This window comes from Kocuria tytonis, assembly GCF_003226895.2.
In the GTDB taxonomy this organism is placed as follows: Bacteria; Actinomycetota; Actinomycetes; order Actinomycetales; family Micrococcaceae; genus Kocuria; species Kocuria tytonis.
This window is the reverse complement of sequence record NZ_PNJG02000002.1, coordinates 121,422-139,462: the sequence shown is the minus strand read 5'-3', so window position 1 is coordinate 139,462 and position 18,041 is coordinate 121,422. Positions and strand designations below refer to the sequence as shown.

The following is an 18,041-nucleotide window of genomic DNA, read 5'->3' as shown; positions in this document are numbered from 1 at the left end:
TCCCCGGCGGGTTTGCGCGTGAAAATTACGCATGAAAAAGCATTCACACACCCGAAGGAGGAACCGGCGGCGCCAACCCGGCACGTGGAACGCGAAGCGCCCCCGCGATCGCCGACAAGGGACTGCGGGGGCGCCGTCGCACCGTTGAGAAGGGTGATCACCCCCTGCCCGCCCGGAATCCGGCGATGGCCGGGTCGTGGTCGGAGGACGCGGAGGCGTCCGGGCGGTAGTAGTCCAGGGCGGTGGTGCGGTACTGCGCGTACTGCAGCAGCGGCGACTGTCCGGAGTTGATGTTCCACACGTCCGCCCCGGTCATGCGCTGCTGCAGGGAGCGGGAGACCAGCAGGTGGTCCAGGGAGCCCACCTGGCCGCCGAACACGTAGGTGTGCTCCGTGGGGGCGGGGGCGGACTCGAAGCCCGCGGAGTAGAGGACCTGCATGGGGTCCTCCTGGGTGTAGGAGTTGAAGTCGCCCAGCAGGGCCACGTCCTGGGACCCGGCGCGGTCCGTGAGCTCCGGGATCCACTCCACCAACGCCTCGGCCTGGGCCACGCGGGCCGCGTTCCATGCTCCCTGGCCGTCCCCTGCATCGGCATTGGGACCGTTCTTCGGTCCCGATCCCTTGGACTTGAAGTGGTTGACCACCACGGTGGTCGGCGCGCCGGACGCCTTGCCCTTGCCGTGCGCCGCGGTGAAGGCCGCGGCCAGCGGCGTCCGTGCGTTCTCGAAGGCGCCGCCTGGCCCCGCCTCGGAGCCGAGCGCCTGCGCGTCACCCTGCAGCTGCACCTCGCGCGGCTGGTAGATGATCGCATTGGTGATGACGTCCTGCTCCGCCACGTCCTGCAGCTGGGATCCGTCCACGGGGGCGGCAGCCCACTTCCGGTAGCCAGCCGCGCCGTTCAGCGCCCCCACGAGGGTGGTGAGCGCCTCGTCCGTCGTCTCACCGAGCTTCACGGAGTTCTCGATCTCCATGAGCCCCACCACGGAGGCGTCCAGCTGGTTGATGGCGGTCACGGTCTTGGCCTGCTGCCGCTGCAGGTCGGCGACGTCGTAGGCACCCCGGACGTCGCAGCCCTGGGCCACGTTGTACGTGCCGTCCGTGGAGTAGTTGCCACCCTTGCACCTGCGCTCCTGGCCCGTGGTGGTGAAGTAGTTGAGCACGTTGAAGGACGCCACGGAGAACTGTCCGCCCACGCGGGGGGTCTTGTCCGAGGAGGTCGTGAACCGCACCGGCTCCGTTCCCCGGGTCACCGGGGACGTGGGCTGCAACCGCCAGGTGTCGTGGCGGTAGTCCACGATCACGGGTTCGGTGAGCTTGGCGCGATCTCCCACCTCCACCGGGTTCTGCGGATCCAGGTACGGCACGGTGCGTGCTTCCAGCGTGGGGCTCGCGGCGAACCCCTGGTTGGTGCCGTCGTCGAGGGTCACGGAGATGGCCCGGTTCCGCGCGGCTTGCGCCTCGGCCTCGGGGCTGCCGGGCAGGGCGACGTCGGTGGGCTGGGCGGGCAGCGCGGGGCCTGCGGAGAGGCCGAGCTCGCCGTAGCGGCCCACCCCGTAGGTGTCCGCCACGCGGAACTGCTCGCGCGGCTGGTAGAGCATGGACTCGAGGTTCTCCCGGTAGGAGACGGTGGAGGCCCATTCCGTGGTCACGGGCTTCACGGGAGCCACCTTCTTGATGACCTTCGTGACCTTCACGTCCCCCGAGAGCTGCGTGAGGCCCTTGAACTCGCCGGCCGTGCCGGTGACCTGCACGGCGTCGCCTTCCTGGACCGTCACGGGCGCCTGCCCCGTGTAGACGAAGAGACCGGTGGAGGGCGTGGTGCCCGTGATGGTGCCGCCGCTGCCCGGTGTCTGGATCACGAAGCCGCCCAGGGCGCCCGACCCGGGAGGGTAGACCGCCGTGACCACGGCGGGTTCGGTGGTCACCGTCCTGCCTGCCAGCGGGGTGGTGTCCCCGGTGCCCTGGATGGCGGCGATGCTCGTGGTGGCCGGCGCGGCGGTGGCGGGCGCCACGCCGAGCCCCGCGGCCATGAGCACGGCGCTCAGGGAGACGGCGGCAGCGCGGCGGCGGGCGGATCGCGCGGGGGAGGGGGACGGGGAGGGGGCAATGAGCACGGTGATCTCCTGGGGCGGGGCGCGCCGCGTCCGCCGCGGGCCGTTCGAGCAGGTCATCACAGGGGACGGGGGTGCTCGGGCGGCCGTGGGTCGGTGCGAGCGCGCCCGGGTCGACACTGGTGCTCACGAGGGTAGGGAGGGCAGAAGACCAGGTCATGGCCGCGACGTGAAATGCCGGTGCCGATCCCGGCGCCGCGGCGGGCATGCCGTGGCCCTCGGAGACGCGGGCGCACGGGAACGGCCCCCGCTGCGGATGGCAGTGCGGGGGCCGTGGGGACGCGGTGTGCGGTGAGCGCTCAGGACACCGCACTCAGCCTCGGAGGCTGCTGCGGCAGCCGGACCGGGCGGGAGTCCTCGTCGAACTGCGCGCCCAGTCCGCGCTGGATGAACCGGACTGTGGCCCGTGTGCGTTCCTTCTGGGTGCGGGTGCCGGCCACGGACGTGCTGCGGTCCGCCGTGGCGGCCAGCGAACCGTGCACCAGCTGGGACAGCTCCTCGGTGTCGCCCTCCGGCAGGTAGCCCTCGTCCATGGCGCGCTGCAGGATGCCGGCGAGCACGGTCTGCAGCTTCTGCACGTGCTCCCCGAGCTTGGCGAAGTCCTCGGGGGAGAGCACGGCGCGCATGGCCTGTCCCGGAGGCAGGTGGCGGCGGCTGAGGTCCTCGATCTGGTGCCGGACGTACACGCCCAGCTGGTCCACGGGGTTCTCGGTGTCCGCGAGTTCGCGGTTCAGGTCCGCCACGAAGCGCTCGGTCTTGTCCAGGGCGTAGGCCACGAGCAGCTCGCCCATGTCCGCGAAGTAGTTGTACACCGCGGTGCGGCCCACTCCGGCGGTCTTGGCCACCTGGGTCATGGTGAGGTCGGTGAGCCCGTTGCTGTACAGCAGCTCCCCGAACGCGTCGAGGATCGCACGCTGGGTGCGCTCTCGTTGAGCGGCGTTGCTGGGGGCTGTGATGCGGGGCATGACGACACCTTACCTGGTTCTGTCAGCAAAGCGGGTCTTGCCGACATCTCGTGCGGTTCAACCCCCATTCCACCCCAGGAGAACGGGGAACGCCCCGGAGGACGGGGCATTCCCCGAAGGCTCCCAGGAACCTCGGTGACAGCGTCCAATCAAGCCCCAGCGGCGTACCCGCCCTGCCACAGGGAGTCGAACGGCAGGTGGGATGCCAGCCGGTGGCGGATGCCGGCGGTGACGAAGCTCTTGGCCGTGCGGGCGGCGTCGAGCGGGGTGGCGCCCTTGGCGAGCTCCGCGGTCACGGCCGCCGCGAGCGAGCAGCCCGCGCCGGACACGGGCACCTCGCCCACCTTGGGCTCGGTGAGCACCTCCAGGGTGGAGCCGTCGTAGAACACGTCCGCGGCCTCCTCGCCGGCCAGGCGCACCCCGCCCTTGGCGAGCACGGTGGCACCGGAGGAGTCGTGGATGCGCTTGGCGGCTTCCTCGAGGTCCGCCACCGAGTCGATGGACTCCATCCCGGACAGGGACAGGGACTCGAAGTGGTTGGGGGTCACGAACGTGGCCAGCGGGAGCACCTCCGCCTTCAGCGCCTGGTCCGTGTCCAGCGCCGCACCCGGCTCCTGGCCCTTGCAGATCAGCACGGGATCCAGGACGAGGTGCTCGGGCTGCAGCTTCTTCATGGCCGTGGCCACGGTGCGGATGGTGTCCGGGTGGCCGAGCATGCCGATCTTCACGGCATCGAGGTCGTACGCCGCGGTGATGGTCTGCAGCTGGTTCGCCAGGGTCTGCTGGTCCACGGGGGTCACGCGGTGGCCCCAGTCGTTCTCGGGGTCGAACGCCACGATGCACGTCAGCGCCAGGGACCCGAAGACCCCCAGGGACGTGAAGGTCTTGATGTCGGCCAGCGCACCGGCGCCGCCGGTGGCCTCGGAGCCCGCGACGGTCATGGCGACGGGCGGCTGGTTGCGTGTGGTTTCGCTCATGCACAGTATTGTGCTCCGCCCGCAGCCAGCCCGCGAGTTCCGCGGCGCCCCACTACACTGGGGCCGACGTCGGGTGGCAGGCGACGTCCCCTCACCGCACGCGACGACCCCAAGGACACCCGTGTCTTCCCACGCCACCCCGCCCCACGGCCCGGTCTCAGCGCAGGACGCGCCCGCCGCGGCAGCACCCGCCGGCGACGCCGCGGCCCGCTCCACCGCCCAACCCGCCTTCGCGCGCCGCCCCCGCACGTACTTCGACCTCATCCTGGCCGCGTACTGCGTGATCCTGGTGCTCTCGAACATCGGCGCCACCAAGGGTGTGCAGTTCGGGCCCGTCATCACGGACGGCGGCTTCTTCCTGTTCCCGCTGGCCTACGTGCTGGGGGACGTGGTCTCGGAGGTCTACGGCTTCCGGGCGGCCCGCAAGGCGATCCTCACCTCGTTCTTCTTCGGGGCGTTCTCCTCGCTGGTGTTCTGGATCGTGATCATCCTGCCGGCCGCGCCCTTCTACGAGAACCAGAGCGCGTTCGAGGCGGTGCTCGGTCCGGTGCCGCTGATCGTGGCGGCGTCCCTGCTGGGCTACCTGGTGGGTCAGCTGCTCAACGCGTACGTGATGGTCAAGGTCAAGGAGCGCACCCAGGAGAAGCACCTGTGGGCGCGGCTCATCTCCTCCACGCTGGTGGGCGAGCTCGTGGACACCGTCATCTTCTGCACGATCGCCGCGCCCATCATCGGCATCGACTCGTGGTCCGGGTTCCTGAACTACGTGCTCGTGGGCTACGTCTACAAGTGCCTCGTGGAGGTCGTGATCATGCCGGTCACCTACGCCGCGATCGCATGGGTCAAGCGTCGCGAGCCGAGCTACGCGGAGGCGGCCCCGCTGCAGGGCTGAGCGTTCCCAGAGGACATGCCACCTGGCCGGGCGGGGGAAACCACGGCGCGCCACGAGACGAGCGTTCCCCGAGGGTGTGCCGCCTGGGGTGAAGCACGCCCAGCCCGGTACCTGAAAGGCACGGTCAGTGCCCACCGGGCCAAGTGCCCTGGGCGATCGGTGCTCGCCGCCTGTCGGAGGTGAGCACCACGCGGGAGGGTGCGTGCGGCGTCGTCGTTCCCGGTGCTCAGAGGCCCAGGTGGGCGAGCTGCGCGGCGATCGAGTGCTCCGCGGCCCGGCGCACCCCGGCGGGGACGTCCGCGTAGACGGCGTCCGTGACGGTCTGCACATTCGCGGAGTCCCCCAGCTCGGCGACGACGCCGCGCACCTGGTCCAGGCGCTCGAGCCGGTGCTCCGCGAGGTCCTCGCACACGTCCTGCAAGTCCGGCAGGGGCGCGCCGTGGGCGGGCAGACCCATGGCGCCCGAGCGCTTGGCGAGCCGTTCGAGCGAGTGCAGGTAGTCGCCCAGGGTGCCGTCCGGGTGGTCGATCATGGTGGTGCCGCGGCCCAGGACGGTGTCCCCGGTGAGAATGGTCTCGGGCTCGTCGTGGTCCAGCAGGAACGAGACCGAGTCCGAGGTGTGGCCCGGGGTGGCCAGCACGCGGATGCTCACGCCCGCGGCCAGCACGCAGTCCCCGTCCCGCAGGGGTTCGCCGCTGTCCCGGCAGAACTCGGGCAGTGCCGCGCGCACGGGGGCGCCGGTGATCTCGTGGAGGCGGTCGATGCCGTCCGTGTGGTCCCCGTGGCGGTGCGTCACCAGGATGAGCACCACGGTGCCGATCGCCGCGACGGCCTGCAGATGTCCCTCGTCCAGCGGCCCCGGATCCACCACGACGATGTCCGGACCGGGCCACTCGCCCCGGCCCTGCGCGGACGGGTGCTGGCCGTAGTTGGGATGCTCGGGGCCGGAACCCGGTGCGGAGAGGATCCAGGTGTTGGTGCCGTCCAGGGTCATGGGCCCCGGGTTCGGCGCGAGGATCACCCCGGCGCACGCGCTGACGCGGTGCAGGATCCCGGGGGCCGTGTAGTCGTGCTGGGCGGCGCTCATGCCCGGCCGTCCCGCGCCCGGGCGGATTCCCGGGCGACGCCGCTGCCGCCGTCCGCGGTTCGGGTCACCGCACGCGCGGTGCCGCCGACCGGTCCCCGAGCGGGGAAGCACCTGGTCTCGCTCAACACGTGAGGCCCTCGAACCTGCGGATCCCGGGTCCTCCACCGTGTGGGGCGGGGGAGTCGGGTGACTCGTGTCGCGGGTGCTGCCCCGGGCCCCGGTGCTGTTCCCGCTGCGCGGCCGGCCCTCGTACGGCGCCGGTGCCGGTTCGCGGGAACACCACGTGGAACGCGGAGCGCCTGCCCTCGACACCCACCGGGACCGTGGATCCGCGTGCAGAGGACTCCCGGCGGGCTGAAGAAGTTCAAGGCAGTCTAACGCGGGGGCAAGGACCCACCGGACCATGAACATCGTTGCCGGACGGCTTCAGTGACGCGGCCGTACGCCGCCTCCGAGTGGTTCGAGAGACGTGCCCCGCGGCGTCGTCGTGCTCAGACGCTCGGCTGGAACGTGCCGTAGTAGGTGCCCAGGAACTCGTCTCGGTACTCGAAGTAGTCGCCCGCCTCCATGGCGGCGCGGGCGCCCGCCACGAGGTCCAGGACGAAGCGCTCGTTGTGGATGGACGCCAGGGTGGCGGCGTTGCGCTCCTTGGACTTGAACAGGTGCCGCAGGTAGGCGCGTGTGTAGTGCGTGCACGTGTAGCAGGGGCACGTGTCCGAGATGGGCGTGAAGTCCCGCTTGAAGCGGATGTTCGTGAGGTTGAACCGGCCCGTGGGCGAGTAGACCGCGGAGGAACGGGCCACGCGGGTGGGGGACACGCAGTCGAAGGTGTCCACGCCGTTGTCGATCGCGGTGAAGATGTCGTCCGGCTCGGAGATGCCCAGCAGGTGCTTGGGGGTGTTCTCCGGCAGCTCCTCGGTGCACCAGCGCACGATCGTGCCCAGCTGTGATTTCTCCAGCGCACCGCCGATCCCGAAGCCGTCGAAACCCATCTCCGACAGGTCCCGGCACGCCTGGCGCCGCAGATCCTCGTACTGGGCGCCCTGGATCACGCCGAACAGCGCCTGGTAGGGCTTGTGAGCGCGCTGTTCCGTGAGCCGACGGTGCTCCGCGACGCATCGCAGCGCCCACTTCCGGGTGCGCTCCAGGGCGATCTCCTGGTACTCGCGGGTGTTGTGGAGGGTGGTGAGCTCGTCGAACGCAAACATGATGTCCGCGCCGATATTGTGCTGCACCCGCATGGAGACCTCCGGGGTGAACCGGTGCAGGTCCCCGTTGAGGTAGGAGCGGAACCACACGCCGTCGTCGTCCACGCGTGCCATGCGCTTCTGGCCGGGCGCCATCTGGGTGTCCCCCAGCGGGTTGGCCACGGTGGACATGTCGATCACCTTGCCCAGCCCGGAGCCCAGGGACATCACCTGGAACCCGCCGGAGTCCGTGAACGTGGGGCCAGGCCAGTTCATGAAGGTGCCCAGCCCGCCGGCCTCGTCCAGGACGTCGTCGCCAGGCTGGAGGAACAGGTGGTAGGCGTTGGCCAGCATGGCCTGCGCGCCCTCCGCCGCCATCGACTCGGGCAGCACGGCCTTCATCGCGGCCTGGGTGGCCACGGGAATGAACGCGGGCGTCCGGATCTCTCCGTGCGGAGTGGTGATGGTGCCCGTGCGGGCCTGGAACTGCCCGCCGTTCTCCCGCACCCGCTCCTCGGGCAGGGAGGGGCTGTCGCGCAGCCTCGTGTGGAGCTCGAAGCTGAACGGGGGCGCGGAGTCTGAGGTGGGCACCCGACCATTGTGCCGGGTCGCGGGCAGCCCTGGCGTCACCACGTCCTGCGCCCGCCCGGGGCGGTGGGCGCTCGCCGTGGGAACGACGCCGCTTGCCGAGGATGGCGGCGCGGGCAGGGACAGCGGGGACTTGCCCGGGCCCGGGACCGCTCGCACGGGGACCGACGGCGCTCGCGGACGAGCGCGCCTCAGTCCCTGCCGGGCGAGTGGCCCAGTCGCTGGGAGATCTCCTCGGCCGCCGCGGTGCACGCCGCCACCAGCTGCTCGGCCTGCTCCTCCGTGACCCGGTAGCGCGGCGCGGCGATCATCACGGCCGCCACGAGCTCCCCACGGTGGTCGAACACGGGGGTGGCCACCCCGACCTCGTCCACCGAGGTCTTGCCGTAGTTCACGGCCACACCGTCCGCACGCACCCGGGAGAGATCCTTCTGATAGGCGGTGATGGCGGCGTTGGCGGTGGAGTGGTGCGTGATGGTCCCGGCCAGCAGCAGCGCCCGGACGCGCTCCGGGGGCTGGTGCGCCAGGAACACCTGCACGGAGGAGCTCAGCGCGGAGTCGTAGCGGGTGCCCAGCGGGATGGTGTGCTTGATCTCCCGGGGGCTGGGGATCTGCTCCACGCACACGGTCTCGGTGCCGTTCCACACGCTCAGGGCACTGGTCTCGCCGGTCTGCTCGGTGAGCTCCTGCAGCACCGGGTAGGCCACGCGCCGCTCGTCTAGGTTCGCCAGCAGAGGGCCCGCCATGGTGATCAGCCCCAGTCCCAGCCCGAAGCGTCGGCTCTGGGGGTCCCGCTCCACCAGGTTCTCCTGCTCCAGCGTGGAGAGAATCCGGGAGACGGTGGACTTGTGCAGCCCCACCCTCCCGGCGATGTCCGTGACGCCCAGCTGGGGCTCGTCCACGGAGAAGCAGCGCAGCACGCTGATCGCGTTGGACACCACGGGAGTGGTGCGGGACTCGGTGCTCGTGTCTGTCGTCGTCATGGCCCTCCGTATTCTTCCGCAAACGAGGAGGTGGCGCCGCCCGGACGGCGCCACCTCCGGTTCAGGGGATGCCCGTCATGCGTCGATGATGTTGTGCTCCGGGCCGTAGGGGAATCGGGTGATGTTCTCCACGCGGTCCTCCCCGATTACCAGGATGTCGTGCTCACGGTAGCCTCCAGCACCGGGCTGGCCCTCGGGCATGGTGATCATGGGCTCCATGGAGACCACCATGCCCGGTTCCAGCACGGTGTCGATGTCCTCGCGCAACTCCAGCCCCGCTTCGCGGCCGTAGTAGTGGGAGAGCACGCCGAACGAGTGGCCGTAGCCGAACGTGCGGTTGGCCAGCAGCCCGTGGGACACGTAGATCTTGTTGAGCTCGTGCGCGATGTCCTTGCACACGGCTCCCGGCTTGATGAGCTCCTGGCCGCGCTCGTGGACCTCCACGTTGATCTCCCACAGCTCGCGCGAGCGGGCGTCCGGCTCCCCGAGGAACAGGGTGCGCTCCAGGGCGGTGTAGTACCCGGAGGTCATGGGGAAGCAGTTCAGGGAGAGGATGTCCCCGCGCCGCAGCCTGCGGGTAGTGGCCCAGTTGTGCGCCCCGTCCGTGTTCAGCCCGGACTGGAACCACACCCAGGTGTCCCGCACCTCGCGCAGCGGGAACGTGCGGGCGATCTGGTGGATCATGGCCTCGGTCCCGGCCAGCGCCACCTCGTACTCGGTCACGCCCTCGCGGATCGCGTCCCGGATAGCCTCGCCGCCCAGGTCTCCGATGCGCGCACCGTCCTTGATGACCGCGATCTCCTCCGCGGACTTGAACATGCGCTGGCGCATGGAGTCCAGGGAGACGTCCACCAGCGCGGCGTCCGGGAACGCGTCCTGGATGCGCTGCCGGTTCAGCACCGGCAGGGCGTCGTCCTCCACGCCGATCCGCCGCGCGGTCACGCCACGCTGGCGCAGTGCCTCCTGCAGCGCGAAGTAGTAGTTGTCCCGCTGCCAGTCCGTGTAGACGATGTTCTCGCCGTAGCTGGTGCGCCACGGCATCCCGGCGTCGATGTTTGCCGTGACGGTCACGGAGTCCTGCGCGGTGACCACGAGCGCGTAGCTGCGCCCGAACGTGGTGTAGAGGAAGTCCGAGTAGTACTTGATGCCGTGGTGGCTCGTGAGCACCACGGCGTCCAGGTCCTTCTCGGCCATGATGCGGCGCAGACCGTCGAGGCGCCGCTCGAACTCGGTGTCGGAGAACGTGAGCTTCTCCTTCTGGCCGTTGTGCATCACCTTGAGGCGGGCGAGCTCGGAGACGTCGGTGGCGGGTGTGTTGTTCATGGTCCTCCTTCGGGACGGTTCTGGATGGTGGGGAACGGTGCGGGGCGTGGCGGGGAGGGCGACGCCGCGTCGTCGCCGTCCGCTCCCGGGTCACGGTGGGCGGGCGGGTCAGTGGGCCAGGGGCTCGCGGTGCGTCTCCCGGCACAGGACCACGGCGACGAACGAGACCACCGCGGCGGCCATGAGGTACCAGGCCGGGGCGAGCTCGCTGTGGAACGCGCCGATCAGCAGCGTGGCCATGAAGGGCGCGGTGCCGCCGAAGACCGCGTTGGACAGGTTGAAGCTGACCGCGAAGCCGCTGTAGCGGATCCGGGTGGGGAACTGCTCGGCCAGGAAGCTGGGCAGGGTGCCGTCGTTGAGCGTGAGCATGGCCCCCAGCGCCACCTGGACGAGCAGCACCACGGCGAAGGACCCGGAGTCCAGGAGCATGAACAGCGGAACGGTGAGCAGCACGAAGCTCACGGACGCGGCCATGAGCAGCTTCTTGCGCCCGAAGCGGTCAGAGGCCAGGCCGGTGAGGAAGATGAAGCCGATGTAGGACAGCAGCGCCAGGGAGGTGGCCAGGAAGGACTCGGTCTTGCCGAAGCCGATCTCCTCGGAGAGGTACGTGGGCATGTAGCTGAGCAGCATGTAGAAGCCCACGGCGTTGAGCAGCACCGCGCCGCACGCGCGCAGCAGCGTGGCCCAGTGGTGGCGGAACATGTTCCGCATGGGGGCGTGGATCACCTCGTCCTCCTGTGTGAGCTCCTGGAACACGGGGGTGTCCTCGAGCCTGGTGCGCACGTAGCGCCCGATCAGCCCCATGGGTGCGGCCAGCAGGAAGGGGATGCGCCAGCCCCACATGTCCATCTGCTCCCCGGAGAGCACGGCCGTCAGGGCGGCCACGAACAGGGAGCCGAACAGCAGCCCGGCGGCGGTGCTCGCGGGCACCACGGCGGCGTAGAGGCCGCGCCGGTGGGACGGTGCGTACTCCACGAGGAACGCCGAGGCCCCCGCGTACTCTCCGGCGGCGGAGAAGCCCTGCACGATCCGCACCACGAGCAGCAGGATGGGTGCGAAGATCCCGATGCTCCCGTACCCGGGGATCAGAGCCATGCAGAACGTGGCCCCGGTCATGATCAGGATGGACAGGGACAGTGCCGTGCGCCGGCCCAGCCGGTCACCCAGGTGGCCCCAGAAGAAGCCCCCGATCGGGCGCACGAAGAACGAGATGGCGAACAGCCCGAAGGTGGCCAGCAGCGCCGTCTGCGGATCGGAGTCCGGGAAGAACACCACTGCGATGGTGGAGGCCAGGTACCCGTAGACCGCGTAGTCGAACCACTCCACGAAGTTGCCGATGAAGCTCGCGGAGACCACCCGGCGGCGCGTTCCCGGGGAGACCGTGGACGGTGACCCTCCCGGCCTGGCACCGGGGGGCGACGGTTGTGCGGCGGCATCGTGCGTCATGGTTCCCCCAGGGGTGAGAGGTTGCGGGATCAGCAACCAGGTCGCAACAACGTATGTCCGGCGTTGCGGGGAAGTCAACGGATGGGGCGGAGGAAATCTGCAAGATCCCGTCTATTGCAGGGCAAGAAGCGAACTCTGGTGGTCATCCAGCATTTTTTTGTGCAACCCCGTTGCGTATTGAGCAACCACTGGGAATACTGGGGACTCCTGAGCCGCCCACCGCCGCCACCCGGCAGAGATTTCCTGCGGGGACCCGTGAACCACCGGAGCACCGCACGGGCGGCTCCGCACACCGCCTGCGGCACAGAGCACCTCCACCCGAACGGAGAACCCCGATGGCCGACCTGCTCCCCGAGCACCCGGACTTCCTGTGGCACAACCCGGACCCCAAGCCCTCCTACGACGCCGTGGTCGTGGGTGGCGGCGGGCACGGGCTGGCCACCGCTTACTACCTGGCCAAGAACCACGGCATCACCAACGTGGCGGTGCTGGAGCGCGGGTGGCTGGCCGGCGGGAACATGGCCCGCAACACCACGATCATCCGTTCCAACTACCTGTGGGACGAGTCCGCGGCCATGTACGAGCACTCGCTCAAGCTGTGGGAGGGCCTGCCCGAGGAGCTGGAGTACGACTTCCTGTTCTCCCAGCGCGGCGTGATGAACCTGGCCCACACGCTCGGGGACGTCCGGGAGTCCGTGCGGCGGGTGAACGCGAACAAGCTCAACGGCATCGACGCCGAGTGGATCGACCCGCAGCAGGTCAAGGAGCTGTGCCCGATCATCAACATCCAGGACGACCTGCGCTACCCCGTCATGGGGGCCACCTACCAGCCGCGCGCGGGGATCGCCAAGCACGACCACGTGGCGTGGGCCTTCGCCCGCAGGTGCGACGAGATGGGCGTGGACATCATCCAGAACTGTGAGGTCACCGGTTTCGTGAAGGACGGGGACCGCGTGGTGGGGGTGGAGACCTCCCGGGGGCGCATCAGCACCGGGAAGGTGGGGCTGTGCGCAGCCGGGCACAGCTCGGTGCTCGCGGAGCTGGCCGGGTTCCGGCTGCCCATCCAGTCCCACCCGCTGCAGGCGCTGGTCTCCGAGCTGCACGAGGAGGTGCACCCCACCGTGGTGATGTCCAACCACGTGCACGTGTACGTCTCCCAGGCCCACAAGGGCGAGCTGGTCATGGGCGCGGGCGTGGACGCGTACAACGGCTACGGCCAGCGCGGCGCGTTCCACGTGATCGAGGAGCAGATGGCCGCCGCCGTGGAGCTGTTCCCCGTGTTTGCCCGGGCGCACGTGCTGCGCACGTGGGGCGGGATCGTGGACATCACCCTGGACGCCTCCCCGATCGTGTCCAAGACGCCCGTGGACCAGATGTACGTGAACTGCGGATGGGGCACCGGCGGATTCAAGGGGACCCCCGGCGCCGGCTGGTCCTTCGCCCACACCATTGCCACGGACGAGCCCCACGCCCTCAACGAGCCGTTCTGCTTGGAGCGTTTCGAGACCGGCGTCCTGATCGACGAGCACGGCGCCGCCGCCGTGGCCCACTGACCGAGCCTGCAGCACCCGTCAGGAGTGAATCCACCATGTTGCTGATCGAATGCCCCTACTGCGGGCCGCGAGACGAGACCGAGTACCACTACGGCGGTGAGGCCCACGTGCCCTACCCCGAGGACCCCTTCGAGCTCTCGGACCGGGAGTGGGCCGAGTACCTCTTCTACCGCAACAACCCCAAGGGCCTGCTCAAGGAGCGCTGGGTCCACACCGTGGGGTGCCGCCGCTGGTTCAACGTGGTGCGGGACACCGCCAGCTACGAGATCACGGCCGTCTACCGCATGGGCGAGAACGCCCCGCAGCCAGGAGGTCAGTGATGAGCGCACCGAACCGTCTTCCCGCGTCCGTCCGCCGGGGCACCGGCATCGACCGCAACGCCGCACTGTCCTTCACCGTGGACGGCCAGCAGTTCACGGGTCACGCCGGTGACACGCTCGCCTCGGCGCTGCTGGCCGCCGGGCGGATCCGTTGCGGCGACTCCATGTACCTGGGGCGCCCGCGCGGCGTTGTCAGCGCGGGCGTGGAGGAGCCCAACGCGCTGGTCACGGTGCAGCCCCGCACGCCCGAGGACGTGATCGAGTCCATGCTGCCCGCCACCACGGTGGAGCTCACGGACGGTCTCGTGGCGGACTTCGTGAGCGGTCAGGGGCCGCTGGACCCCGCCCGGGACGGCGCGTACTACGACCACAAGAACGTCCACGCGGACGTCCTGGTGGTCGGCGCGGGGCCCGCGGGCCTCGCCGCGGCACGCGAGGCGGCCCGCGGCGGTGCGCGCGTGCTGCTCGTGGACGAGCAGCCGTTGCCCGGCGGTTCGCTGCTGAGCCGGCCGGAGGACCTGGTGGACGGCGTGCCCGGCTGGCAGTGGGCCCGGGAGTGCGCCGCGGAGCTGGCCGCCATGCCGGAGGCCACCGTGCTGTCCCGCACCACCGCGTTCGGCAGCTACGACAGCAACTACGTGGTGGCCGTGCAGCGCCGCACGGACCACCTGGCCGAGCGCCCCGGCCCCGGGGTCTCCCGGCAGCGGGTCTGGCACGTGCGCGCCGCGCAGGTGGTGCTGGCCACCGGCGCGCACGAGCGTCCGCTGGTCTTCGCGGACAACGACCGCCCCGGAACCATGCTTGCCGGGGCCGTGCGCACCTACCTCAACCGGTACGGGGTGGCCGCGGGCCGCCGCGCGGTGGTGGCCACCACCAACGACTCCGCGTACGAGCTGGTCGCGGACCTCGTGGCCGCGGGCATCGACGTGGCCGCCGTGGTGGACTCCCGTCCGGCGCTCACGGACCTCGCCGAGCGCGTGAGCCGCGGGACCGGGGTGCCGGTCCGCACGGGCAGCGCGGTGATCGGCACCGAGGGTGACGGGGACGGCGGGCGCGTGAGCGGCGTCGTGGTCACGGGCCTCGACGACGACGCCGCGCCCACCGGCCCGCGCGAGACGCTCGCCGCGGACCTGCTGGCCGTGTCCGGGGGCTGGAGCCCCGTGGTGCACCTGCACAGCCAGCGGCAGGGGAAGCTGCGCTGGGACGACGAGCTGGCCGGTTTTGTGCCCGCGGGGCCCGTGCGGGACCAGCACACGGCAGGAGCCGTGAACGGCACGCTGGACCTGGCGGGCTGCCTGGCCGAGGGCGCCCGCGCGGGTGCCGCGGCGGCGCAGGAGGCCGGGTTCGCCGCGCAGCCGCAGGTTCCCGACGCCGCTGCCACCCCCGTGAGCGCCACGCGCCCGCTGTGGCTGGTGCCGCGGACGGAGGACGGTTCGCAGAGCTGGGACCGCTGCTTCGTGGACCTGCAGCGGGACCAAACCGTGGCGGACGTGCTGCGCTCAGTGGGCGCGGGCATGCGCTCGGTGGAGCACGTGAAGCGCTACACCTCCATCTCCACGGCCAACGACCAGGGCAAGACGTCCGCGGTCAACGCGATCGGGGTGATCGCCGCGGTCCTGAACCAGCAGGACGTGGGCGGCTTCGGGACCACCACCTACCGCGCGCCCTACACCCCGGTGGCCTTCGCGGCCCTGGCCGGACGGCGCCGCGGGGAGCTCTTCGACCCCGCCCGCGTGACGTCGATCTACCCGTGGCACGAGGCCCACGGGGCGCTGTTCGAGGACGTGGGGCAGTGGAAGCGGCCGTGGTTCTACCCGCAGGACGGGGAGGACATGGACGCCTCCGTGCTGCGCGAGTGCGCGGCCGTGCGCACGTCCGTGGGGTTCATGGACGCCACCACGCTGGGCAAGATCGAGATCCGCGGCCGGGACGCCGGGGAGTTCCTCAACCGCGTGTACACGAACGCGTTCAAGAAGCTCAAGCCCGGTGTGGGCCGCTACGGGGTCATGTGCACCCCGGACGGCATGGTCTTCGACGACGGCGTGACGCTGCGCCTGGACGAGGACCGCTACCTGATGACCACCACTACGGGCAACGCCGCGGCGGTGCTGGAGTGGCTCGAGGAGTGGTCCCAGACCGAGTGGCCCGAGCTGGACGTCATCTTCGCCTCCGTGACCGAGCAGTGGACCACGGTGGCGGTGGCGGGGCCGAGGTCCCGGGACGTGATCGCCAAGATCGCGCCCGATCTGGACGTGTCCCAGGAGGCGTTCCCGTTCATGGCGTTCCGGGAGACCGTGCTCGCCTCCGGGGTCCCCGCGCGGATCTGCCGGATCTCGTTCTCCGGTGAGCTCGCCTACGAGGTCAACGTGTCCGGGTGGTACGGGCTCGCCGTGTGGGAGGACGTGTTCGCGGTCGGTCAGGAGTTCGGGATCACCCCGTACGGCACCGAGACCATGCACGTGCTGCGCGCGGAGAAGGCCTTCCCCATCGTGGGTCAGGACACGGACGGCACCGTGACCCCGCAGGACCTGGGCATGGACTGGGTGGTCTCCAAGACCAAGGACTTCATCGGCAAGCGCTCCTACGCCCGGCCCTCCGCCACGGACCCGCGGCGCAAGCAGCTCGTGGCGGTGCTGCCCGTGGACCGCACCACCCGGCTGCCCGAGGGCGCGCAGCTGATCGACGCCGGCACGCCGGTGACGCCGCACGAGGCCCCCGTGCCGATGGTGGGCCACGTGACCTCCAGCTACCGCAGCGCGGTGCTGGAGCGGACGTTCGGCCTGGCGCTGGTGGAGAACGGCCGCCAGCGCATCGGAGAAACCCTCCAGGCCCCGCTCGACGGCGCGCTCGTGGATGTCGAGATCGCCGACCCCGTGCTCTACGACCCCGAAGGGAACCGACGAGATGGCTGAGACACCCACCACTGACCTCACGGCGCTGCGCCGCAGTCCGCTCGAATCCCTGGCCGAGGCCATGCGGGAGGGCTCCGTGACCGGGCCGCGGGCCGTGGCCCTGCGGGAGATCCCGTTCCTCGCCATGGCCGGGATCCGCGTGACCCCCGGGACGGACGCGGCCAGGGCGCTGTGCGACGTCGTGGGCCTGGAGCTGCCCGAGCGCGTGGGTCGGGTGACAGGCTCACCGGAGGCCACCGCGCTGCTGTGGCAGGGCCCGGACGAGTACCTGCTCGTGGCGCCGGACGAGACCGAGGTGCCCGCCGGGCTTCACGAGCGCGAACTGGAACCGGGTGCGCTGCCGAGCCTGTCCACCCACCCGCTGGTGGCGCGGCTGAGCAGCGCGCTCGCGGCGTCCGGGGAGCGTGGACAGGTGGTGGACCTCTCCGCCAACCGCACCACGCTGGAGCTCACCGGCCCGGCGGCGCGCGAGGTGCTGGAGAAGGGCTGCCCCCTGGACCTGCACCCGCGGGAGTTCGCGGTGGGGGAGGCGGTCTCCACCACCCTGGGGCCCGTGCAGGTGCTGCTGTGGCGCACCGGGGAGGAGCGGTGGCGCGTCATGCCCCGCGCGTCGTTCGCGCGCTACACCGCTCTGTGGCTGCTGGACGCCATGCTGGAGTTCGCGTCCCCGGCCGTGGCCTGAGTCCGCGGTGCGCCCCGCACCGTGAACACCTGCACGTGACCGCCCCGCATCGTGACCGACCCCGAGGAGAACCCGTGAGCACCCCGCATCCCACCTCACCGCCCGCCGCGCCGGCCACCCCGGAACTGGTGCTGACCCTGGACTGCCCGGAGCAGCCCGGGATCGTGCACGCCGTGAGCGGGGTGCTGCTGGAGCACGGCGCGAACATCGTGGAGCTCACGCAGTTCGACGACCGGCGCCTGGGCCGCTTCTTCATGCGCGTGCACATGGCACCCATGGACGGCGCCGTGCTGGACGAGGACGCGGTGCGCGCGGACCTCGCACCGGTGGCCGAGCGCTTCGGGATGCGGTGGGAGCTGCACCAGCACAGGGCCAAGCGGCGGGTGCTGGTGATGGTCTCCAAGTTCGGCCACTGCCTCAACGACCTCCTCTTCCGTGCGCGCACCGGGGAGCTGCCGGTGGAGATCGTGGCGGTGGTTTCCAACCACCGGGACCACCAGCGGCTCGTGGAGTGGCACGGCATCCCGTTCTTCCACGTGCCCGTCACCAAGGACACCAAGCCGGAGGCGGAGGCGAAGCTGCTGGACCTGGTGGACCGTTTCGAGGTGGACCTGGTGGTGCTGGCCCGGTACATGCAGGTGCTCAGCGACTCCCTGGCCACCAGGATGGAGGGGCGCGTGATCAACATCCACCACTCGTTCCTGCCCTCCTTCAAGGGCGCCAAGCCCTACCACCAGGCCTACGACCGTGGTGTGAAGACCGTGGGTGCCACCGCCCACTACGTGAACGCGGAGCTGGACGAGGGCCCCATCATCACCCAGCAGGTGGTGGAGGTGAACCACGCCTACGGTCCGGAGGACCTCGTGGCCGCCGGGCGGGACACCGAGTGCAAGGCGCTCTCGGACGCCGTGCGCTGGCACTGCGAGGGCCGCGTGATCCTGCACGGCGGCAAGACGGTGGTGCTGCGCTGAGCCGGACCTCAGCGGCAGCGCAGCCCAGGAAAGACGGGCCCGCAG

The 18,041-nt window shown here is 70.7% G+C and carries 14 protein-coding genes; 6 read left to right on the top strand and 8 right to left on the bottom strand.

The window, feature by feature from the left end; all coding sequences use genetic code 11:
* Positions 1-157 precede the first annotated feature (157 nt).
* The 3 genes from C1C97_RS06495 to C1C97_RS06485 all read right to left on the bottom strand — a co-directional run bounded on the left by C1C97_RS06495 (position 158) and on the right by C1C97_RS06485 (position 4,052).
* Positions 158-2,113 carry an ExeM/NucH family extracellular endonuclease gene (locus tag C1C97_RS06495; RefSeq protein ID WP_233542786.1) on the bottom strand — a complete coding sequence of 652 codons (1,956 nt, stop codon included), beginning with the start codon at positions 2,111-2,113 and terminating at the stop codon, positions 158-160.
* Positions 2,114-2,409: 296 nt separating this feature from the next.
* Positions 2,410-3,075, bottom strand: coding sequence for a TetR/AcrR family transcriptional regulator (locus tag C1C97_RS06490; RefSeq protein ID WP_110920978.1), 666 nt, complete (start codon positions 3,073-3,075; stop codon positions 2,410-2,412).
* A 149-nt stretch (positions 3,076-3,224) separates the two neighbouring features.
* Entirely contained in the window at positions 3,225-4,052 is an 828-nt protein-coding gene (locus C1C97_RS06485) for a hydroxymethylpyrimidine/phosphomethylpyrimidine kinase (RefSeq protein ID WP_121030753.1), read from the bottom strand.
* Positions 4,053-4,173: 121 nt separating this feature from the next.
* Between C1C97_RS06485 and C1C97_RS06480 the strand changes: the two genes are divergently transcribed.
* A complete protein-coding gene (locus C1C97_RS06480; protein WP_121030751.1) occupies positions 4,174-4,944 on the top strand; it encodes a queuosine precursor transporter in 771 nt (256 codons plus the stop codon).
* Between the two features lie 226 nt (positions 4,945-5,170).
* Here the strand turns inward: C1C97_RS06480 and C1C97_RS06475 are convergent, their stop codons facing one another.
* The 5 genes from C1C97_RS06475 to C1C97_RS06455 all read right to left on the bottom strand — a co-directional run bounded on the left by C1C97_RS06475 (position 5,171) and on the right by C1C97_RS06455 (position 11,558).
* Complete coding sequence (locus C1C97_RS06475) at positions 5,171-6,031, bottom strand: MBL fold metallo-hydrolase (RefSeq protein WP_110920829.1); 861 nt, start codon at positions 6,029-6,031, stop codon at positions 5,171-5,173.
* A gap of 491 nt (positions 6,032-6,522) precedes the next feature.
* A complete protein-coding gene (gene tgt, locus C1C97_RS06470; protein WP_110920828.1) occupies positions 6,523-7,809 on the bottom strand; it encodes a tRNA guanosine(34) transglycosylase Tgt in 1,287 nt (428 codons plus the stop codon).
* A 188-nt stretch (positions 7,810-7,997) separates the two neighbouring features.
* On the bottom strand, positions 7,998-8,789 hold the full coding sequence (locus tag C1C97_RS06465; protein WP_110920827.1) for an IclR family transcriptional regulator: 792 nt from the start codon (positions 8,787-8,789) through the stop codon (positions 7,998-8,000).
* A 75-nt stretch (positions 8,790-8,864) separates the two neighbouring features.
* Positions 8,865-10,112: an aminopeptidase P family protein gene (locus C1C97_RS06460; RefSeq protein WP_121030749.1), complete on the bottom strand. Its 1,248-nt coding sequence runs from the start codon at positions 10,110-10,112 to the stop codon at positions 8,865-8,867.
* Between the two features lie 108 nt (positions 10,113-10,220).
* The gene (locus tag C1C97_RS06455; RefSeq protein WP_121030747.1) at positions 10,221-11,558 is read right to left on the bottom strand and encodes an MFS transporter; all 1,338 of its coding nucleotides are present in this window, start codon (positions 11,556-11,558) and stop codon (positions 10,221-10,223) included.
* A gap of 335 nt (positions 11,559-11,893) precedes the next feature.
* Between C1C97_RS06455 and C1C97_RS06450 the strand changes: the two genes are divergently transcribed.
* From C1C97_RS06450 to purU, 5 genes are all read left to right on the top strand, one after another.
* Positions 11,894-13,111 (top strand): sarcosine oxidase subunit beta family protein, encoded by a 1,218-nt coding sequence (locus C1C97_RS06450; protein WP_121030745.1) that lies wholly within the window; start codon positions 11,894-11,896, stop codon positions 13,109-13,111.
* 35 nt (positions 13,112-13,146) lie between these two features.
* Positions 13,147-13,431: a sarcosine oxidase subunit delta gene (locus tag C1C97_RS06445; protein ID WP_110920771.1), complete on the top strand. Its 285-nt coding sequence runs from the start codon at positions 13,147-13,149 to the stop codon at positions 13,429-13,431.
* Positions 13,431-16,343, top strand: a complete 2,913-nt coding sequence (locus C1C97_RS06440) for a sarcosine oxidase subunit alpha family protein (RefSeq protein WP_121030743.1) — start codon at positions 13,431-13,433, stop codon at positions 16,341-16,343. The genes C1C97_RS06445 and C1C97_RS06440 overlap by 1 nt, the downstream gene beginning before the upstream one ends.
* Complete coding sequence (locus C1C97_RS06435) at positions 16,336-17,025, top strand: sarcosine oxidase subunit gamma (RefSeq protein WP_121030741.1); 690 nt, start codon at positions 16,336-16,338, stop codon at positions 17,023-17,025. The genes C1C97_RS06440 and C1C97_RS06435 overlap by 8 nt, the downstream gene beginning before the upstream one ends.
* A gap of 74 nt (positions 17,026-17,099) precedes the next feature.
* Positions 17,100-17,996 carry a formyltetrahydrofolate deformylase gene (gene purU / locus C1C97_RS06430; protein WP_121030739.1) on the top strand — a complete coding sequence of 299 codons (897 nt, stop codon included), beginning with the start codon at positions 17,100-17,102 and terminating at the stop codon, positions 17,994-17,996.
* Positions 17,997-18,041: the final 45 nt, after the last annotated feature.